Source organism: Nocardioides alpinus, from assembly GCF_900112035.1.
GTDB lineage: Bacteria > Actinomycetota > Actinomycetes > Propionibacteriales > Nocardioidaceae > Nocardioides > Nocardioides alpinus.
The window spans coordinates 145,950-165,750 of the sequence record NZ_FOKC01000009.1 but is presented as its reverse complement, the minus strand read 5'-3'; the positions used below and the strand labels follow the sequence as shown (position 1 = coordinate 165,750).

The following is a 19,801-nucleotide window of genomic DNA, read 5'->3' as shown; positions in this document are numbered from 1 at the left end:
CCGGACAGCCAAGCCGCCGCGGAACCTGCCAGTCGAAGGGTCGCTGCGATGACACCGATCGCTGCGACGAGGACGAGACCGAGGTTGACCAGCTCATCGTCCGCTCCGCGACCGCGGGGGTTCATCCCGAGAGGCCGCTGATCACGACGGCCCCGGACTGCTGTCCCACGAGCACGAGACGACCGGCGTGGGCCTCGAGGAGAGCGGGCGGGAGGCGAAGGTTGGCCACGCCGTCCTCGCTCGCGGTCTGGTGAGCGACGACGACCGCCAAGGCGACGTCCTCGAGAGGAAGGAACCGTCCGCTGGCCGTCTCGCCCGTCGTCTGGTCAGGTGGAGCGGTGGCTGGCCGGAGAGGTTCGGGCGGTCGTACGACTTGAGACTCCGGCGCAACGATGTCGGTGAATGCCGAGCCGTCCGCTTCGCGCACCTCGACACGGATCGGCGTATCAAGATCGGTCGCAACCTTGCAGAGCACTCGCTGGAGGTCCTCACGGTGCAGCGGGGTGTCGGTGGCGTACGGCTCTCGATCGAGTCGGACCGCCACGGTTCCGTCGAGGTCGACCTGGACATCGACCAGTGGCATGACGACGGGGACACGCTGTGCCACACGTGGGGCTGCGCGGTCCTCGCGTCGGTAGGAGGCGGCAGCGTTCAGCATGCTCATCGGCCCAGCACCTCCGACGGCTGTGGCGGCGCGGGCGCCCTTGCCGGTGCCACGCTGTGGCGGCTCGTCAAAGCCTCGCGGTCGAGTCCTGAGGGATCGCCATTGCCGATCTTGCGAGTCTGCAGCTGGTCGAGGATCGTCACGGCTGCTCGGCGGACTCGCTCGGCCGTGGACTGCACGACCTCGACGGGAGACCTGCCTGGGACGCTGCCGGCCCACGTGGCGACGTACGGCACGGTGTAGTCGTCGGTCGCCAGGCCGTGCCCGGCGCCCACCATGAGCGCGACGGCCTCCGCTTCGACCTCCGCGATGCCGCGGTGCGTCGCGGCATCGGCGTTGTCAGGTCCATGAAGCATGACGTGGCCCAGCTCGTGGGCCAGCGTCTTGACCTGGGCGGCGTCGTCCATGTCCACGCGGACCGACACGTTGCGGGTCGTGTAGTCCGTGAGGCCGTTGGCGCCACCGATCGCCTCAGCGTGTGACACCAGCCGGAGGTCGAAACCGTGGGAGGTGATCTGATCCGCGAGGCCGTCCCACAATCCTGCTGGGGCCTGTCCTTGGAGCAGCACGGGGCGCGGTGGTTCGGGTACCGCGTCACCGTCGGTCTGACTCAGGTCCCAGACGTGGGCAGGCTTGAGACCAACCAGGCGCGTGCGCACGATCTCGCCGGGCTTGGCTGTTTCACCTTGGCCGAGGGGTCGCCACGACTCCGCGCTGGTCGGAGTCGATGATGCCAACCGCGCCGTCACGGGCGCAAGGATCGCGTAGCCCGACTGGCCCTTCATGACGTGCCGGCCCAGGCTGAGCCACTGCTTGAAGCCAGCGACGTACGACGGTGCAGGCTCAGGCACGCGACCTTCTTGATAGGCGGCGGCGTGCTGGACATAGATCAGCAGCGTGTTGTTGAACGAACGAGTGCGAAATCTGGCCGCGAACTCGATCGCCCGCTTCCAGTCATCTCCGGTCACCAGACTGCCGACGGACTGGGCCAGCTTCTGCTGCAGCGCGTCGAGCTTCTCCTCGCGTGAAGCGACGCCACGGGGCTGAGGTCTCATCGGAGAACTCCTGTCTCTCAGACGACAGGTGTGTCCCCGACACCATGGGTTCGCGGGGCGAACCAGTGCGGGATGGACTCGTGGAGCGTGCCGGTGCGGGATGGGCTCGCGGCGATCATCGACGCCATGTGGCAGTGGGCTCCTGGCACAGCTAGCGTCCCCGACGCTCCACATGGGCAATGTGCACTTCCCGCTCGGTTGACTGCCAACGTGAGCGGATGACGTCGCCCGCCAAAGTCGCAAGGGGAATGTGCACAATCGGGCCTGTTCCACGCGTTGGTTGTCAACTGTGACCGAGCGTGGTCGGTCCTTAGCGCAAAGTGAGTGAATTTCCCGGAGCCTCAAACAGGTTCTCGCAGCCGCGCGTCTTGCAGCGCCACAAAGTCCTCTCGGCCCCTTGGTCCGTCACCAATAGCAGGTCACCGCCACGCCAAACGATCGAGTCGACGGCACCGTCGAGCGAAGTCCGTCGAAGCTTCCCTGTCGTGGTGTCGTAGAAGTTCAATCCTGGCTTCATACCGTTAGCGAGCTCGTCGACTGTCGGCGCATAGGCGTACGTCGTGCCGTCAGCAGACAGTGCACCCACGACTCCTCCGAGGAAGCCCGAGCGGCGAGTACCGTCCGCATTGAAGAACTGCACCGTGCCGTCGCTCGCCACGGACACCGTGTCGCCTCCAACTTGCACACTGCTCACCTCGGCGCTCGCGCCGTCGCTTGTGAGCGAAATCGGATGAACGCCCGCGGCGTCGACCACCAAGAGCCCCGATGTGCGCTGCACCACGTAAGCCCTTTCGCCTGCCCCGACCAACACCCCGTCCGTCGGCGCTTCGGCATCAGGCGATCCTGCAGATCCCGAGTTATGGCACGACCTGCAATTGGTGATGTAGAAGACCTGATGGTCACCGAATGCGCCCAGTGTGCCGTCTTCCCTCTGAAATGTGGCACCAGAGGAGTCCACAAACGCTGTCCGGACGGAGGTGGTGATGGGCGCATCGTCGAGACCTACTAGCTGGTCGCCGGCCAGTACGACCGGCCGGTCGCGATAGACCCCCAGTAGCGCTCCGACCACACCGGTGTCGACGGTGTTCCCATCGGCGTCAACCAGGGCCAGCCGCCCATCGAGGACGACAGGCACGCCCGTCGGGTTCGCAGGCAGTGCGGCTACCGGAGATTCCGCGGAGGGCTTATCCCATGGCGAAGACATGGCAAGGGCCGCGACAGCGAATGCACTCGCCGTCGCCGCCGCTCCAGCCCGAACCAGTCGGCGGCGTCTGCGAAGTCGTGTGACGCGGCGTTGAAGATCCCCGTGGTTTGGCGACGGCACGACGATCGTGTCGTGGATCTCGGTCAGAAGGTTGTGGATATCCGTCATCGGAGGTTCTCCATCTCTGGCATGGCGGCGCGGAGCCGCTTCAGGGCGTGGTGGGTCTGGCTCTTGACGGATCCGACCGACACCCCGAGAACTGCGGCAGTGTCATGCTCCGACCGGTCCTCGAGGTAGCGGAGGATCAGCGTTGCTCGCATGCGTGGGGGCAGACGCTGGACCTCCTCCCACAGCACCAGCTTGTCGGCGCTGAGCTCGATGTCACCTGTGTGGCTGAGCTCTGGGACGTGCTCGGTGAGGCGTTCGCGGCCACGACGGCGCCACTGACGGGAGGCAGCGTTCACCAGTCCTCGCCTGACGTAGGCCTCGGCCAGTCCTTTGTCCTTGATCGAGGGCCATTGCACGCACGTTCGTGCCAAGACGTCCTGCAGGAGGTCTTCGGCCTGGTGGTGCTGACCCATCAGGAGGTACGCAGTGCGGTACAGCGCGCTCCATCGGGCAGCCATGAACTCGGCAAACTCAGCGTCGTGATCCATCACTTACCTAGAGACCCTCCGCGCCCCAAAGGTTGAGACACACCTTCGTCGAGTATCCGCAATGCGCAGATTGTCGCTCTTGATGCGAGCTCCTGCTCGGCGAACCCACGACGGTGACGCCGCAGGCCGGCCCGCTCGGCGTTACGCAAGCGTCCCGGATAGCCCGTCCGGAGAGGTTCTGGGTCACGGTTCCCCACCCGGCACGTGACGCGCTTCCCAACCGGCGCCTTCTGAACTGTCAAACTTCGCGCGAACTTCTAACCTGCGCCGGACGCTCGCGCAGATGTGTTGAACAGCTCGAGCTCGGCGGGATGCAGTTGGTGCTGCACCACAAAGGACCTGTCCTTGATCCGCCACAGCCCCTGGCCGGTCCCCAACGTCGGCAGCAGCGACTGCTCGGTCCCGGTCAGGCCCAAGGCTGTCGCGGTCGAACCGAGCTGGTCCGACTCCTGCCGGTAGACGACGCGTGTCTCGGCATTGGCGAGCAGTGACGACGCAAGGGCGCGCATCGCTGAGCCCCGGTCGCCCACGTTGTCGAGGTCGGAGAGCTTGTGGAAGATCAGCATGTTCGCGATGCCGTAGTGGCGCGCGAGTCGCCAGTGCGCGTCCATCCGGCGCAGGAGTGCCGGGTGAGACATGAGGCGCCAGGCCTCGTCGTACACCACCCACCTCTGCCCGCCGGACGGATCGAGTAGCGCGGATTCCATCCACGCCGATGCGCACGTCATCAGCACCGAGATCAGGGTGGCGTTCTCTGTGACGCGAGACAGATCGAGCGACACCATCGGCAGTGTCGGATCGAACCGCACCGTGCTCGGGCCGTCGAACAGCCCGGCCAGGTCGCCGGCGACCAGACGCCGGAGCGCGTGCGCGACGAGTCGTCCGTCCTCTGCGAGCCGACCGTCCGTGTCGGTGGCCGCGTCGGGGGAGAGGAGCCGGTCCACCACCATCGGCAGCACAGGCGTTGGTGAGGCACGGACGACGTCACCGAGGGCGACGTCGATCGCCGTGTGCTCCAGCGGAGTCAGTCGTCGGTCCAGCACGGTCTCGGCCAGGGCACCGACCAGGTCCCGCCGCCTGGCCGTGACCTGCGCCGTCCACTGCGCGTCATCGAGACCGCTGGGGCGGAGGCCCTCGTCGAGGGGGTTGAGCCGGTTGGCCATGCCGTGCCCGAGCGCGATGGCCTTGCCGCCGACGGCCTCGGCCACCGCGGTGTGCTCACCCTTAGGGTCGCCCGGCACGTACACGCGGCGCCCGAACGGGATCGAACGGGTGTAGAGGCTCTTTGCCAGTGCGGACTTGCCGGCACCCACAATTCCGGCGAGGACGAGGTTCGGTGCGGTGATGAGACCGCGGGAGTAGAGCACCCACGGGTCATAGACGAAGGAGCTGCCTGAGTAGAGATCCTGACCGACAAAGACGCCGTCACTCCCGAGACCACCCTCGGCGAGAAACGGGTACGCACCCGCCAACGTCGCTGACGTGTCCTGATGGCGACGTAGGCGCAATCGCCCTGGGGTACGGAGGGCCGCCGGGCCGGGCTCACCTGCCCGGGGCAGCACGACCGTGGCGCGGCGCTCGGCTGTCAGCTCGCCGGCTTTTGCCTTGGCTGCCGCCTTCCGTGCCTCGCGGTCCGTGGAGAGCAAGGACTTCGCAGCACTCTGCCGGATGCGACGGTCACGGCGTCGCTCACGACGGGGCGACACCAACACGGTGCTGTGCAGGCGGCCTTCATCCCAGCCCGTCACAACGAGAGCCCACAAACGACGGCGATGGGATGGACGGACCGGGTCGCGTGCGCCAGCCCACGCAGCGCGCTCCGCGCCATGTCGCCGTCAACAGCCGGATCCTCGAACGTGGGCATCGGCGCCTCCTCCTTGATGTGGTCGGGAAGGAGGTGTGCCCGGAAGCCCGTCGCTTGTCGCTCGCGCGCACCCTCACACGTCGCGACACAGCGGAAGCGCTGCTGCCGCGAACGCCTGCGCCTGCTGGCCCCAGAGCCGACGGGTCTCGCAAGAGGCCTGGATGGCTGCCTGCTCGAGGTGAGCCACGGCACGCTCGAGCTCATCCAGGTCCGCGGCGCTGACGGCGATCAGTCCAGTGGTGCGCAGGATGCCATGACCTGCAGTCAGGTCCGCCTCCTGCTGGAGCACGTCGCTGTACTCCGCGGACTGTTGAGCGTCCTCGATCTGGCCGATCCGCTGACGTTGCGAGGCGTCGGAGACGTACTCGGTCTTCTTCTTGCGGATGTCGCGCGCGGCCTGGTCGGTACGCATCGGGGTGTAGAGCAACGTGAAGGTGCGTCGTACGCCCGAGGACAAGAGCACGGGCGAGAGGAACCCGGGGTACACCAAGGATCGCGGCCATTCGCTGACCCACAGCACGCAGTGGTGGGCCGAGTCGCTGCGCACACTGGACCACTGCTCGGTGACACCGACCGGCCCTGCCGCGGCCAGATCACGGCCGAGCTCACCGTGCCGCTCGAGGGCTCCGGCGACGACGGGGTCGTATGCCGAACGCAGGATCACCGCCAGGTCGCCCGGCTCGAGCCACGCCGATGGTGCGAGGTCGGCAGCCCTCAGGGCGGCGGTGGTCGTCGACATCTCCTGGCGCAGCACGGCGGCAGCGCCGCGGTTGCCCCCGCCCGCGGCGCGAATCGCACGACCAGCCGCTTTCATGTCCAGCGAGATCGAGACGGTGCTCGCGTGCCGTTCGCCGGCGGGACCGGCACGGTCGATGAGTTCGGCGTACGTCGTGGACGTCCACGAGTCGTCCTGCAAACCGTGCTGGGACCACCACTGCGCCAGCCCTCTGCCCGAGTCGGGAAGCGTCCGCTCCATCACCTGCAGCGACGCGATCCGTCCGGATCGACAGGCGGTTGCCAGAACACGGCCCCAGCTGGCCACGCGACGCTGCTGCTCGATCGGGTCGAGCAGGATGAACGCCGGATGGGTGACGCTGACGATTGCCGTCAGTGTCGAGCGGTGCGGGTCGTGGATCATCACAGCTCCGCTCTCGGGGTCGAGCCACTGCCGCAACCGCGCAGCATCGCCTGGCAGCGCCAAAGTCCCCACAGGCCGCGGTGTCACGATCCGGCGTCGGAAGAGCAGTTGGCCGCCGGTCGAGCGCCACACCCAGCGAGCCACCACGGGGAGCCACTCGACCAGCTTGCGGCCACCGACGCCGACCCACGCGAGGGCGGCGCACAGGAGCAACATCGGTAGGACGTACAGCAAAAGGGTGCCGCCGCCCAGGTACAGCGCGACGACCAGCGTGACGGCACCCGTGCCGACCACGACGAGCTGTGAGCCCGAGAGACCTAGCAGGACTCCGCGACGGGCCAGGCGGGAGAACTTCACCGGCGCGAGGTGGTAGTCGCGCCCCGCCGAACCTGTACTCACCGCGCTCGGCCTTTCTTGGTGTTCGACGCGGGCACCGGGTCAGCCACGTGAGGTGGCGGCGGTGCCGCGGCGCTAGGTGGTGCCTGGTTGGCGGCATCGATCTGCTGCGAAGCCGCAGCTCCCACCGAGCGGCCGGTGCTGACGCCAGCGGAGAAGGACTGCTTCGCGACCGCCAGTCCCGCAGCCACGCCGCCCCCGGCCGCGCCGCCCGTCCGCCCGCCCGTCCGCCCGCTCGGCAGCCCGCCAGCTGAGCCTCCGGCCCCAGAGCCTCCGCCCGCGACGCCTCCACCTCCGCCTCCAGCCCTGCCTCCAGCCCCGCCTCCAGCCCTGCCTCCAGCCCTGCCTCCAGCCCCGCCTCGAGCCCCGCCTCGAGCCCCAGGAGCTGCGGCTGGGGCAGGCGAGGGACCTCCGCCACCCGTCGCCGTACTCCCGCCTTGCGGCCCGCCACCGAGGACCTTGCGGGGCGTCGACCCGGACTGGCGGTTCAGGGGGATGGGCATGGGGCGGTTCATCGCCGACTTGGTCTCCTGTTCGGCCGACATCGCGTGGTGCATGTCGAAGCCCATGAAGCTGATCGCCTTGTAGGTGAGGTAGGGGGCGAACGCGGCCATAAGCATGAGCACGACGCCGGCGATCGGCTCGCTTGCCGACGCGAGGTCGGAGTCGATGGGTGCGGACACCTGCGCGGTCGCGAGCAGGAAGATCACCACCAGCACGACCTTGGACAGGATGAGGGCGAGGACAAAGCCCGCCCACCTGCCGATCCAGCCGCGTGTGTGGTCCCAGCTCGCCCCTGCGAGCGCTATCGGCGCGAAGACGATCGCGATAAGAAGCAGAGCCTTTCGTACGAGCAGGCTGATCCAGACGATCACCGCGCCTCCGATGGCGAGCCCGGCGATGAAGATGGTCACGATGGCCCCCGCTCCGGGGGCGGCAAGGCTGATCGCGCCGAGGCCTGCGACCAGGAGCATGATCCGGTCGCCCATCTCCTCCATGTTGGTCCCGGCGGCCTTGACGATGCCGACGCACAGTTGGTCGGTCAGCTCCAGGGCGGTTGCGAGCAGAGTGAGCGCCACGAACGAACCGAGGACCGACTTCGCCATGCCGAGGGCGGCTCTGGACAGGGCTGCGGGTTCTCTCCGGATCATGCCGCCGATGACCTGGAGCATGAAGAAGCCGAGCATCACGAAGACCGCGACGCCGAACAGGATGTTGTAGACCTTGGTGTAGTGGCTGCTGGTGACGTCGACCATGGTGGTCGAGTCGAAGACCCTCCAGACCGATTCGAACATCCAGCCGGCGGCGTTCCCCATGGACTGCGCGAGGTAGTCGAACGGAGCCGAGACCAGGGAGCCGGCCGCTTCTCCGGCCACGTCGCAGACACCTGAGATCACGGGTATGTCGCAGACGTCGACCATCGTGTCGTCCTCTCGTCTTAGACGCGGGTCAGACCGACTGGCCGACGTTCCAGAAGAAGTTGACGAGGGTGACGGACGCGCCGGTGATGATCGCGGCGCCGAGGCCCACCAGGACGCCGACCTTGCCTCGCCCGGCGAGGTGCGGGTTGGACGAGTTTGCGCCGAGAGCCCACACGATCGCGGAGATGATGAGGGCCAGCACCGCGAGAATGAGGCCCACGGTCATGGCGGCGCCGACGACATCTCGGAGCTGTCCGATGCCCGGTAGGCCGTTGGAGTTGGGACTGATGGTGATGTCGTAAGGGAGCAGCGGGGCGCGGTAGAGCACGGTTCCTCCTGGGCAGGGACGGGGTCTTGTAGTGCAGGTGCGTGCGCGACGCCGGAGCGAAGGCAACGGCGGGAGATGCGGACTCGCTACAGGTGGCTACAGAGATGCCCCAATGGAGAGGAGCCAGTTGACCCAGACGAGTGAGCCCCCGGTGAGGACGGCTCCGCCCAGTGCGACGAAGAGGCCGGTCTTTGCCTTGCTGGCCGTCTGCCAGCTTCCCTGTGCGGATCCGATCGCCCATGTCGCCGCGCATGCGACCACCATGAGTACGGCGATGACGAGGCCGTAGGTGAGCAGTGCGCCGATGATCGTCCGCAGGTCGCCGGCGCCGCTGACGGCACCGAAGTCGGGTCCTACCAGTGGGAGGAGGGCTGTCGTGGTGCTCACGCCATGCAGGTGCTCGTCCAGGACCAGCGTACGAAATGGCCGGGTGGTTCGCGACTTCAGCTCACGGCCGTGAAGTGCAGGTGGTCGAAGTGTCCGCCGGTCACGCTTGTCGGGTCGTGCACCCCGCCACCGTCGTAGGGACGCCAGCCCTCGCTGCTGCGCGCCACCGACCAGATGCGGCCCTGCCAGATGAGGTACTCGACGCCGAGCCTGCCGGCGTTGGACTTGAGCCAGTTGGTGACCTTCCATCCGAGGTCAAGGGCGGGCCCGGTGGCAGCCGTCCCGATCGAGTTGCCGAACGTCCCGTCGCAGGCGCGTCCGACCTCGTGCTCGGAGTCGTTGCCCGGGCGCTGTGACCAGCATGCCCAGGCCGTGTCAGGGAAGGTGGCCCGGACCTGGGCGAGGACGTGGGCGGTCTGTTCGGTGATGAGCCCGTCGGTCGTGGGGTCGTCGACCAGGCCGTTCGGGTTGGTTCCTGAGTAGGGCGCCGCCGATCCGCTCGTGGTCTCGTCACAGCTGCTGCTTTCGCTACCGTTCATCTCGGCTGCTCCGTTCGTGCTCAGCCACGGTTCAGGGTCGATCGGCGCAGCGTTAGTTCCGCCGGGTCGGACCTCGAAGTGCAGGTGGGCGCCGGTCGAGTAGCCGTCCGATCCGACGTCTGCGATGTGCTGGCCAGCCGTGACCGTGTCACCGACGCTGACGCGGATGCCCTTGGCGTACATGTGGGCGTACGCGGTTGCCACCGGCTGTCCATCCACCGTGTGCTCGGTCACGATGAGGTGTCCGTAACCGGTGGCGGGCCCGGCGGAGACGACGCGTCCGTCGGCAACGGCGACGATGGGGGTGCCCGCATTTGCTGACAGGTCCACCCCCGTGTGGAGCGTGCGTTCGCCAGTGATCGGGTGGACCCGCATCCCGAAACCACTCGAGCGTGTCCACGACCCGGCCGGGAGCGGGAAGACCACGCGTGAGGTCTCTGGCTCGGTGCCTGAGGGCGCGCGCGTCGACGGGGACGAGGAGGTGGCCGACAGGCACGAGGCCTGGGCGGCCGGGTTGAGCACCACGCCGAGGCTCAGCAACAGGATCGCGGGGCCGAAGAGGAGAGCAAGGACGATGGTGAGCGCAATCTTCACCATGCTCAGTCCAGCGGCTCATCGAGCCTCGAGAGGCGCAGCAGGTGGCACTGGGCGTAGGACGGTGCGCACACGATGAAGACCGTGAAGGCAACCCCCTGCTCGGAGGCGACGGGTTGGTTCTCCCAGAGTCCGGAGCGGTGTCGAGTGCCCTCGATCGTGAAGGCGGCGGTGCCGGGGAGCAGTTCGTTGCCTGCTTGGGCGACCGCCTCGTCCCACAGCGTGGGTGTCACCACCGAGTCAATGGCGAGCCACTGCGCGGTCTCGTACTGGGCCAGTCCGGCCCAAGTTTCTTCGGTGGGCAGGTAGTTGTCGAGGTCGGATACCAGACCAGGGGAGGACTCACCCGTGGGGTCACTCACGGCGACGAGCTGTTCGACGTGCTCGGACCGGCCGACAAGCGTTGCCGTGTTCCACTCGAAGAGGGCGTCGGCGACGAGTCGCGCGAACGCGTCGGGGTCACTCGTAGGGCCCAACGGAGCAAGGTCGCCGACGGGGGAGACGTGGGCCTTGGTCGTCATCGCCCTGGGTGTGGCGGGTGCGACCCCGGTCGTGCCCGGCGTCGCCGGTGAGGGACGTACCTGTAGCGAGTAGATGACGAGGGCGACCAACAAGGAGCCCATCGCGAGGCCGGCGATGATCAGGTGACGTCGGCGGACAACTTCGGAACGTGTCGGGTAGCGCATGTGTCTGAGGTGGCCGCGTGTTCCCCCGCGCGCTTGACGGCCTCGACGAACGCGATCGTCTCGTCGACGACTCGGAGGAAGAGGGTCCAGTCGTCCGGCTTCACCTCGCGTGCCACCTGCTCGACGTCGTACCGCTTGGACCAGCCGTCGAGCTCTGCCCAGGTCAGGACGAATGCGCGGGTGGATCGCTTGGCGCTGGCCGCCGCCGACGCCCGCTTGGCACGGTTCTCCCGGACCCGACGCCTGTGATCAGCCCTCGCATCGGCAAGCGCCTCGTCCGTGAGGGCGTCCACGTCCGAATCCTGGCTCGAGGTCATCCGCGCTGCGACGCGCTGTGCTGCCTTGACTCGCTGGTAGCCGGGATCGACAGGACCGCCGTTGCGGATCACGCCGAGCTCGTCGGTCGCAACCTGGCGGATCGTCTTGGGTTGGGACCGATCCGCGGCGATGCGTTCCATCTCCAGGATCTGCTCGAGCCGTGCGTACGACGCCTTGCCCGTCACCAATTCTGCGGCCCGGCGGCGGGCCGACCCCAGGGCTCCTGGCCCCGGTGATGCTGATTCAGCATGACCGTGCTGACCTGCGGCTTGATCGTTCTTCGCCCCGTACTGGGTGGCGGCTTGTCGGCGCCGTGCGTCCTCCTTCACCAGGTCGAGAAGCTCCTGGTAGAGCTTGGCTGCCTCGTCGGGGGTGAGTGGCTGGTGGGTGATGTTCTCGTCGCGCTCGGCAAGCAACCGGGTCAGCTCGTCGCTGATGCCCGAGCGCACCCAGACGCGCAGGGTCTGCCAGCCGAGCTCCTTGGCGGCCGCCAATCGACGGTAGCCACAGATGAGGTAGCCGTCCGGGGTGATGGTGACCGGTTGAAGAAGGCCGACGCGGGTGAGCGATTCCTTCAGCTTGGTCAGGTCACCGGGATGCCGACGGTGACGCTCACCGACGACGATCGAGTCGATCTGTCGTTCGAGCTCGACGTACCCCTTGTCAGACACGGCCCGGGCTCGCTGGCGTGTATTCGGGCGCTGAGTGCTCGATGAGGCGTGCGAGTGCCACGTCCTCGAACAGCTCGTCGAGACCCTCGCCGGACATCAGACGCAGCAGGATCCCGCGCCCCTCGCTGGTGTGGGATCGGTCGCGATGCTGGTTTCCGAGCACACCACGCAGGACGGCAAGCCAGGACCTGTGATCGACGTCCAGGAGCGCGGGTCCATTCCCGTCGCGCCGCAGCGACTCGAAGGCGCTCAGGCGGGTGCCGGTGCGGATCAGGCGCGCGGCGATGTACTCCAACCCGAGCCGTGCAGTGCGGTGGGACCACCCCAGCTCGACGAAGAACTGGATCGCCAGGTCGAGGGCGAAGTAGGCGTTTGTCGGCTCGTCCTCGATGGACTCCTGCGCTGGATCGTCGATTGCGCTGAAGTCGTCTTCAATCTGGAAGGCCGGGTGGTAGTTCGCAAGCTCGTCGTCGCGCTCGCTGAACCGCTCGGCGTCGTGATAGTTGGAGCCGGAGCTGTGGCGCGCCTGCTGTGTTGAGCAGAGCAGCCCTCGAGCCCGGGACTCATAGACGAGGCTCAGGTGGACCGCGTGCGTGATCACTGCCCACGGATCCTCGGCCAGCCGGGTCGCCCGGGCGTTCATGATCTCGAAGGCGTACGTCGCGGCGTCTGTGGGTTCCAGCCCGTACTTGTGAGCGAGCGCGCCGTACTTGTCCATCGCGTACGCCATCAACTCGGCGGCGTCGGGGTCGTTCTCCCACGCACCTTGTCCTGCATAGGCGAGGTCGAGTAGCAGGAGTCGAAGTCCTTCTGCGGTGGCGTAGATCGGGTTGTTCACAGTCCGAGTCCTTCCGGTGGGGTGGCCGTCGTCGCGGAAGGCAGCGACCGGCCTTGAGCGGGATGGGTCAGGCGTCTGGCTGCTCTGGTCGCGGCAGCGGCTGGGACGCGTCGAGCGCGTCGAGTCAGTTCGTGCTGAAGGTCTATCCCGCGGCCTGCCCATCGGGCCCCGATCAGCGTGGAGACCTCGCTGGGTCGGACCCACGTGATCGTCGGTCGGACCGGCTCCGCAGATGGTCGGAATAGCCGGGGGAGCGAGGGGTCGCCGTGAAGCGCGAGGGCATTCGGTCCGGGCTCGGGTATGGCCGTCGACATGGGCTCAGGAAGCGCGCGATCAAGACGGCGTTGGTAGGGCGCGTGGGTGTTCACAGTCCCACCCCCTCAACCGTTCTCGTAGGGCGTGACGGCGGCGGTGCCTGCGAGGCTGGCGCTACTCGCGCGACGATCCGGAAGGCAGATCGGATGGTGGTCAGTGCCTCGGGCTCGGGCAGCCCTGCAGCATGAGCCGCATGACCGAGCAGCGACGTCGTGCTGCCGAGGTCGTGTCCGTCCTCAGCCATCCGGCACGCTGCCCAGAACAGTCCACCGTTGCGAGCGCCTTCAGGACGAGAGGCAACCCACGCGGCCAGCTTGTCCGGAGCCCTGCCGATCGAGGGCGGGGCCGTGGACGGGCGCATCGTTCTGGGCGGGTCAAGGAGCCGCCGTAGCCCCGAGGCGTCGACCGGTGTGGGCCGGTGGTGCTTGGCGACCGCGATCTGCTGGTAGTGGCGGTCGACGCCTTCGTCGGTACGCGCGCAGGAGGGCGGGATGATGATGTAGCCGCCGTCGCCGCGGAAGTCGATGTGCTGACTCGGCAGTTGCCACGACCTCTGGGGTGTGATTGCGGTGCGAAGGAAGTAGGCGTGGAGGCCGCCGGAGGGAGTGCGGACCAGCCATGCCCATCCCTCGACGAATCCGGCCCGTCGCGCACGCTCGAAGGCACCGAACCCGGACTGGGCGCCGTGGACGTCCACGTCGACCACGTCGACGCCGCTGGCCGAACCTGTCGGGACGCCGATGTTGGCGTCAGGCCATCGCCGCCACCATGACCTAACGGTGTCGGTGTCGGTGCTGGCGTCATGGAAGCCGTGGACGGTCAGGGGTTGCTTGCCACGAGGGACGCACGGGAAGACTGGGATGCCGCGGTCTGCCATATGCGTCGCCGCCGTCGCCAGGTCCGGCGCTTGTGCGTGGGAGTCGAAGAGTTGCGGACTCCAGCCTGCAGAGCCTTGCCGCTGTGGTTGGTCGTCCATGGACTCGACTGTCCACAGCTATGGCACCAACAACCGCCCTCCCTGGTAGCGCCCGTCCTTGGTGAGGGTGGGACGGGCGGACACGCGAAGCCCGTCTGGCACGGAGGCGTGGGTCACGTAGGCGTCCTTAACGTCGTCGGGTACTGCCCGGTGCGCGCGGTCGCGGTATCGGTGGTGGAGAGATCGGTTGGTACGGCCTCTACCTTGCCCACCGCGGGCAAGCACCGACCGGTGGTGGCCTCGTACCGGGTGTTCGCGTGCCCATGCAGGGCGCGTAGGTAGGCTGCGTTTGGTCAAGCCAAGCAGGACGCCGAAGGCGCCCCGATTCGGACTGGCACCGATCACACACGGCGCGACGACACCGCCACCAATCGTCCTGTGATCGTCCTATCGCGCGCCGTGCATCCCGCCGCCGCAGAGGCCCTGCTGCCAGTCTCCGCCGAACCACGCCTGCAGCCACCGCTGCATCTGGAAGATCTCGGCGCGCTGCTCGTCGCGGATGGTCCTTGCCAGGACCTCGACCTGGTCATGGTCGGCCACCCCGCGTATCAGCAACTGCTGCGACATCATGACCGCGCCCGTGTGGTGCCCGAGCATGTCCTGCAGGAACGCCCGGTCGAGCCGATCACCCTCGAGGCCGCTCAGGTCCCGCATCATCGGCTGATAGGCCACCTGGCCCGGACGGTTGGGGTACCAGTCGGCGAGCCACCCCTGCATCTGGTCGATCTGCGCGGTCTGAGAGGCGACGATCGATCGACCGAGCTCACGCATCTTGGCGCGGTCGGAGCGTTCCAACTGCCGCGCAGCGGAGACCGCTTCCTGATGGTGGGCGACCATCGCAGCAAGGTAGGCGTACTCGCTACCCGCCCGCATCCCATGCATGGTGCCTGAGCCGGACATCATCCCGCCCGGTCCCCGCCAGCCCCGCTGCCCGCTGTCACCGGGCCGGTCCGTCCGGTCGTCCCACTGCGACGACATCATTCCGTCGCGGTGACCGAACCGGTCTTCGTCATCGTTCGTGACACTGACGGCAACGGCGGCAGTCACACTTGCCAGCAGTACAGCCAGCACAGCCACAAGCACAGCAACGCGGCGTCTCATCACGGCCTCCAAGCCTCGGTATGACTCCACTCTGCGCCTGCTCGACGGGACAACCCAGTGCCATAAGGCCCACACGCCCGCCACAAGACCCTCGTCAGGTCTGCTGGGATGGGCGCCGGGTGTTCCAGCCCGCATTACCGACTACGTCGACCGTCCTGACGGGCAGGTCGATGGGCGGGAGGTGGTCGTCCGTCCGGTTGAAGATGTCGTCGTCGAGCATCCGGTCAGCAGCTTCGCCGTGCCCTTCGGCGGCCGTGACCTTCACCAGGTCGAGGCGGCAGATGTCGTCGTACGGCGCTGCCTTGCACGCGGTCTCGGCGGATCTCCGGGCCGTGGTCAGGTCGTCGTTTGCCAGTGCGTCGACGACGATGACGTGTGCGGTGTCGACGATCGCGCAGCCGATTGTTTCGTGAAGGCGTTCGCCGTCGAGCAACCAGCTCCATCCTCGTTCACGCAAGTGACTGAAGGGCAAGCCCTCGACCAGGCTCAGCGCGGTCTTGAGATCGCTGATGCCCTCTGAGCCGCGGGCTTCGCCTCGGGCGCGCAGTCGGCGGAAGAGGTCGAGGTCGACCAGCACGTCTTGGACCTGGTAGGCCTTAACTCCGGTCCTTCGGAAGGTCGGGGAACCGTTTGCTGGCGGCAGGTGTTCGTGGCCGGTTCGGTGGCTCTCTCCCAGCCAGGCACGCAGCGAGCCGAGGTCAGTTCTTGCTCGCGAGCCCGCGATCGAGAAGGCGTCGGCCACCGCGCTGCCGGTGACGCCTTCAGGATGCAGGGCAAGGAAGGCAAGCAGCTCGACGAAGTAGGGCCTGCGCTTGGTGATCGCTGGGGCGACGATGCCGTACGCGCGGGCGGTGACCGGGCCCAGCAGAATCAATCGGGGACGGACGCTTTCGGTGTCGAACCAGTCGGCAACGTCCTGGTCCAGGGTGGGGTCGGACTGCTCGACCTGCCTGCGCACCTGTGCAGGAACGACCGGAGCGAGGGTGACCACGTCCTTCGCTGTTGTGGCGGCAGCGTCGAGGTACTCCTCGACCGGTCGTGGCAGTAGTGAGCCCTCGCTGGTTCCCTGAACCTCGCGGGCTTTTGCTAGGTCGGAGCGAATGGCTCCTGCGTGATCTGTCATGGCCCGCCACCCGCCCGGGACCGAGGTGGTAGTGGGGATGCGTATCGCTTCGCTCTCGCGGGTGAGATCGACAATGGCCGCACACGCCGACGCTTCGAGGGCGGTGAGGCCGGCGGCTTGTAGGTCCAGACCAAAGGCGGGCGCGAGCAGGCGTCCGCGGCTGTCTATCTCGAGGAGGAGCGATCCGGGGACGGGCACGTTGACGGTCACGAGGGCTGCGCCCAGTCGAGCGGTCGCAGAGGCAGTCAGCAGCATCGCGAGTTCGCTAGCACCGTCGCCGGTGGTGATCACTGCCCAAAACGGATCGGGTTCGTTGGAGTCCGATTCCTGGGCCGTGGCGAGGGTCTCGGCGATCGAGGCGATGACCTTGTCCCCGTTGTCGTGGTGATGAAGGCGCAGGGTGTCGAGCTCGGCCAGCTCTTGCCCGAATCCGATGACGTTGACGTTCACGAGCACCGACCACGGGTTGAGTGCGAGCTCCGCGGCCATGTGGCGTGCGAGGGCCGTCGCAGCGTCGATGTCACCGCTCAGGTCTGCCACACCGAACGCCTCCAGATTCAGCAGGTGGAGCCCGCCTGCTTCGTCCTGGCCGGTTGAGACGAGCAGGGGGTACGGGGCGAGCACGTCGGTCACTGGCCCGTCCGAGCGCAACTGTGTCGACCACACCTGACCGGCGCCGGCCCACGGAGCAGGGAGCTCGGAGTCCTCTGCGAGATGCAGTGTGACGGTGTCGTCTGCGAGGACCGCCCGCACCAGGCGTGGAACGGCGCGCCCGGCGGCTGCCGTGTCGGCGGCGAGCGCACGCAATGCCTGGTCGAGTTGCTTGATGGTTCCTGTCATCGGGGCTCCCGCGTGCATCGCTGTCTTCTCGACGGCGCGCAGCTCTGGCGGGGGAGGTGCGATGGTCTGACCGGGGCGGCGGTAGCGGAGCTGGGTGTTGCGGTGGGCTCTTACCGCGAGCAGGACCAGACCGGCGAGCAGTGCGCCGGCGCCCGTGAGGCCGGGCAGCAGCCAGCCGGGGGTAGCGGTCTCGTCGGCCGCTGGGGCCGTCGCCTCCGCCGAAGGCGTCGGCTCTGGCTCCGGCACCGCTGCCCGGGTGGGGTCGGCCTCAGGAGTGGGCTGCAACTCCGGCGGGACGACGACTAGTGGTACTCGGTCTTGAGGTGCCCCGGTCTTACCGCCGCGATGCGTGGTGTTGGGAATCGTGATCGTCCATCCGGGCTGGATCAGGTCGGGGTCCGTGAGATGTGCCCCGTTGTGCTGGATCGTGTCGCTCGATGCCTCGAACAAGTCGGGGTAGCGCAGCGGGTCGCCCAGCTGCGTTTCAGCAATCTCGGAGAGAGTGTCGCCGGGTTGCACCTCGTACTCCTCGACCGGGTGGTTGGTGGAAGAGGAGTCCGCTTCCTGAGGGACCTTGAGCACAGTGCCAGCGACGATGAAGTCAGGTCGCCCGTGGAGCACCTCGCGATTCAGCTCGACGATCTCGGTGTATCGCCCACCCTCACCGAGCATGCGTTCAGCAATCCGCCACAAGCTGTCGCCCCGTTTGACGGTGTAGTCGATGAACGACGGCACTGGAGCCGCAGAGACACCGGTCGCGGCAGGCGCTGACTCGACGAGGACGGGCGCAGTGTCAGCGGACTCTAGTTGCGGCGTGTGCGGCGTGTGCGGCACGGGCGCCGCGGAGGCCGCGTGGACGGGCGCAGGCGAGACTGCGAGGGAAACCGTCGGAGTCGCGATGAACAACAGGGCGGCGACAGCGACAAGTTGGCTGGCACCGTGCTGCGGGAGGCCGAGCCCGGGAAGCGACGGGGCCGGCAGTCCGCGTAAGCGGGCGACGCCTTCGACGACCACCGAGACTGCGACCACGATCCACGCCGTCCACGCGGCCACGGCGATGACGGTGAGGGCGAGGGTGCCGTCGTCTCGGGCGGAAAGCAGAAGTCCGAGCTCGCTGAACTCGGTGTCCCACGGGTGGGCGCCGATCCCGATCAGCATGAGCGGCATGCCGATCACGAGCAGCAGGATGACGAGCGTGGCCGCGAGTCCGTGGAGTCTCTGGCGGAGGGTGGGCGGGGTCATTGTTCGCTCCCTGCGACGGTGCGGATCAGTCGTGCCGAGGCCTCACCCGTGACGGGCAGGTCGCCGAGGCCGATGATGCTCAGGAACTTGGGGCGATAGGTGTCGGTCACGTTCACGGTGATGGTGGTGCCGTCGGTGATGGACACGCTCCCGTTGACGCCGGCGGTGGAGAGATAGTCCCGGGCAGCGTTGCGCGCGGCCGCAGCGTTGATGGCCACGTAGCGTCCCTGGACTGCCGGTGCGGCTTGGACTTCCTGGCCGCCGGCGCGCGCAGCCTGGCCAGCGACGTTGTGGGCGCGCTGTTGGGCGTGGACCTGCCCGCCGAGGTCGACGGCAAGCCCGACGAGCATCATCATCGCGAAGCTCGCGGTGACCATCCACAGTGTTATCGAGCCATCCTCATCGCGGATCATGAGCGCTCCCGCCACGTGTCGAGAGAGCTACTCGCTCTCGCTTCGAGGGTGCGCTTACCTGGTACGCCCGGCACAGCAAGATCCTCAAGGTCCAGCAGGCAGCCGACGGTGACGTGCACAGCAGCGTTCTGGCCTACTGCAGCGGCGAAGGCGGCGGTGTCGACCTTGACGGTGACCTTCACGCAGGCCACATTCTGATTCGCCAAGCTGTTCGTGGCGGCCGCGGCGGCGGCGGTCTCGGCGGTCGACCTGGTTCGTGCAAGCGACGCGGATCGGGCGGCGTCCACAGCCGCCGACTCGACGGCCTGGTGGGCAACCGTCGTACGGCCACCGAAGATGATCAGGCCCACGAACAACGCGAAAGCGGGCACGGCAATCGCTGCCTCGACTGACGCGGATCCACGTTCGCTGCCGCGCCTGCTGGCCGGCGGTCTCATTGGCCAGCTCACGGAGACGTCACTCTCTCCACCGGCATGCTGGCGCGTTGCCGTACGACGGGGTTCCAGCCGGGAACCACGCTGAGGCTGCGTCCGGTCACGATGACGACCGCGGTGCCGGCGGAGCGGCTCGTCGAGACAGTGGCATTGGCCAGGACGTCGTCACCGCCGGCATCGGCGACGAATGACGTCGCGGCCGTGGTTCCTGCGGCTTCGCTGCCGTGTTCGCCTGCGGCGGCGCGAGCGCCCTCCTGGGCGGCAGCGATAGCCACCTCGCGGGCGTGGTGGTAGAGCGCGGCCTGAACTCCGATGAACATGACCGCAAACAGTGCGGGCAGCAGGATGACCAGCTCGATGGTGGCCGAGCCGCGGTCGCCGCGCCTACTGGATGTTTCCGGCCTGCGTCGTGACATAGGTCCTCACCGCCGCGACGACGATGGCCACGATCCCGATCACGGCCACGGCCCACAGGACGTGCTCGGTGGTGACCGAACCACGCTCGTCGGGGCCCGCCCGGGCAGTCAACTCGATCTTGAGTCTGATCAGTGCAGTGCAGATCTGGAGCATCGTTTGCTTCCTTCCTCTGGTTCGTTCT

20 protein-coding genes are annotated in these 19,801 nt (G+C 67.6%); all 20 read right to left on the bottom strand.

Translation table 11 applies throughout. The annotated features are described in order from the left end of the window. Nucleotides 1-121 precede the first annotated feature (121 nt). Nucleotides 122-664 (bottom strand): hypothetical protein, encoded by a 543-nt coding sequence (locus BM127_RS17080; RefSeq protein ID WP_139227773.1) that lies wholly within the window; start codon nt 662-664, stop codon nt 122-124. Continuing rightward, nucleotides 661-1,719, bottom strand: coding sequence for an ArdC-like ssDNA-binding domain-containing protein (locus tag BM127_RS17075; RefSeq protein WP_091200452.1), 1,059 nt, complete (start codon nt 1,717-1,719; stop codon nt 661-663). The genes BM127_RS17080 and BM127_RS17075 overlap by 4 nt, the downstream gene beginning before the upstream one ends. 310 nt (nt 1,720-2,029) lie before the next feature. Then, nucleotides 2,030-3,091, bottom strand: a complete 1,062-nt coding sequence (locus BM127_RS21940) for a hypothetical protein (RefSeq protein WP_139227772.1) — start codon at nt 3,089-3,091, stop codon at nt 2,030-2,032. Continuing rightward, on the bottom strand, nt 3,088-3,579 hold the full coding sequence (locus BM127_RS17065) for a SigE family RNA polymerase sigma factor (protein WP_091200447.1): 492 nt from the start codon (nt 3,577-3,579) through the stop codon (nt 3,088-3,090). The genes BM127_RS21940 and BM127_RS17065 overlap by 4 nt, the downstream gene beginning before the upstream one ends. 257 nt (nt 3,580-3,836) lie before the next feature. Continuing rightward, nucleotides 3,837-4,946 carry an ATP-binding protein gene (locus BM127_RS17060; RefSeq protein ID WP_338061339.1) on the bottom strand — a complete coding sequence of 370 codons (1,110 nt, stop codon included), beginning with the start codon at nt 4,944-4,946 and terminating at the stop codon, nt 3,837-3,839. 570 nt (nt 4,947-5,516) lie between these two features. Continuing rightward, a complete protein-coding gene (locus BM127_RS17055; RefSeq protein ID WP_091200443.1) occupies nt 5,517-6,980 on the bottom strand; it encodes an SCO6880 family protein in 1,464 nt (487 codons plus the stop codon). Next, entirely contained in the window at nt 6,977-8,398 is a 1,422-nt protein-coding gene (locus BM127_RS17050) for a TrbL/VirB6 family protein (protein ID WP_091200441.1), read from the bottom strand. The genes BM127_RS17055 and BM127_RS17050 overlap by 4 nt, the downstream gene beginning before the upstream one ends. 28 nt (nt 8,399-8,426) lie before the next feature. After that, nucleotides 8,427-8,726 carry a DUF6112 family protein gene (locus tag BM127_RS17045; RefSeq protein ID WP_091200440.1) on the bottom strand — a complete coding sequence of 100 codons (300 nt, stop codon included), beginning with the start codon at nt 8,724-8,726 and terminating at the stop codon, nt 8,427-8,429. Between the two features lie 96 nt (nt 8,727-8,822). Further along, complete coding sequence (locus BM127_RS17040) at nt 8,823-9,113, bottom strand: DUF6112 family protein (protein ID WP_198554301.1); 291 nt, start codon at nt 9,111-9,113, stop codon at nt 8,823-8,825. A gap of 56 nt (nt 9,114-9,169) precedes the next feature. After that, nucleotides 9,170-10,249 (bottom strand): M23 family metallopeptidase, encoded by a 1,080-nt coding sequence (locus BM127_RS17035; protein ID WP_091200439.1) that lies wholly within the window; start codon nt 10,247-10,249, stop codon nt 9,170-9,172. Between the two features lie 2 nt (nt 10,250-10,251). After that, on the bottom strand, nt 10,252-10,767 hold the full coding sequence (locus tag BM127_RS17030; protein WP_139227771.1) for a hypothetical protein: 516 nt from the start codon (nt 10,765-10,767) through the stop codon (nt 10,252-10,254). A 119-nt stretch (nt 10,768-10,886) separates the two neighbouring features. Further along, nucleotides 10,887-11,921 carry a ParB N-terminal domain-containing protein gene (locus BM127_RS17025; protein WP_091200437.1) on the bottom strand — a complete coding sequence of 345 codons (1,035 nt, stop codon included), beginning with the start codon at nt 11,919-11,921 and terminating at the stop codon, nt 10,887-10,889. After that, nucleotides 11,914-12,759, bottom strand: coding sequence for a hypothetical protein (locus tag BM127_RS17020; protein WP_091200435.1), 846 nt, complete (start codon nt 12,757-12,759; stop codon nt 11,914-11,916). Before BM127_RS17020 ends, BM127_RS17025 begins: the two co-directional genes overlap by 8 nt. 364 nt (nt 12,760-13,123) lie before the next feature. Continuing rightward, nucleotides 13,124-14,050, bottom strand: a complete 927-nt coding sequence (locus tag BM127_RS17015) for a bifunctional DNA primase/polymerase (RefSeq protein WP_091200433.1) — start codon at nt 14,048-14,050, stop codon at nt 13,124-13,126. A gap of 387 nt (nt 14,051-14,437) precedes the next feature. Beyond that, entirely contained in the window at nt 14,438-15,121 is a 684-nt protein-coding gene (locus tag BM127_RS17010; protein WP_157829558.1) for a DUF305 domain-containing protein, read from the bottom strand. A gap of 124 nt (nt 15,122-15,245) precedes the next feature. Continuing rightward, the gene (locus BM127_RS17005) at nt 15,246-18,356 is read right to left on the bottom strand and encodes a LysM peptidoglycan-binding domain-containing protein (RefSeq protein ID WP_091200428.1); all 3,111 of its coding nucleotides are present in this window, start codon (nt 18,354-18,356) and stop codon (nt 15,246-15,248) included. After that, the gene (locus tag BM127_RS17000) at nt 18,353-18,769 is read right to left on the bottom strand and encodes a TadE/TadG family type IV pilus assembly protein (protein ID WP_091200511.1); all 417 of its coding nucleotides are present in this window, start codon (nt 18,767-18,769) and stop codon (nt 18,353-18,355) included. Before BM127_RS17000 ends, BM127_RS17005 begins: the two co-directional genes overlap by 4 nt. After that, on the bottom strand, nt 18,766-19,206 hold the full coding sequence (locus BM127_RS16995) for a TadE/TadG family type IV pilus assembly protein (protein WP_091200426.1): 441 nt from the start codon (nt 19,204-19,206) through the stop codon (nt 18,766-18,768). Before BM127_RS16995 ends, BM127_RS17000 begins: the two co-directional genes overlap by 4 nt. An 8-nt stretch (nt 19,207-19,214) precedes the next feature. Then, nucleotides 19,215-19,619, bottom strand: coding sequence for a TadE family protein (locus BM127_RS16990; RefSeq protein ID WP_091200424.1), 405 nt, complete (start codon nt 19,617-19,619; stop codon nt 19,215-19,217). Beyond that, nucleotides 19,588-19,773 (bottom strand): hypothetical protein, encoded by a 186-nt coding sequence (locus BM127_RS16985; protein WP_091200423.1) that lies wholly within the window; start codon nt 19,771-19,773, stop codon nt 19,588-19,590. The genes BM127_RS16990 and BM127_RS16985 overlap by 32 nt, the downstream gene beginning before the upstream one ends. Nucleotides 19,774-19,801 lie beyond the last annotated feature (28 nt).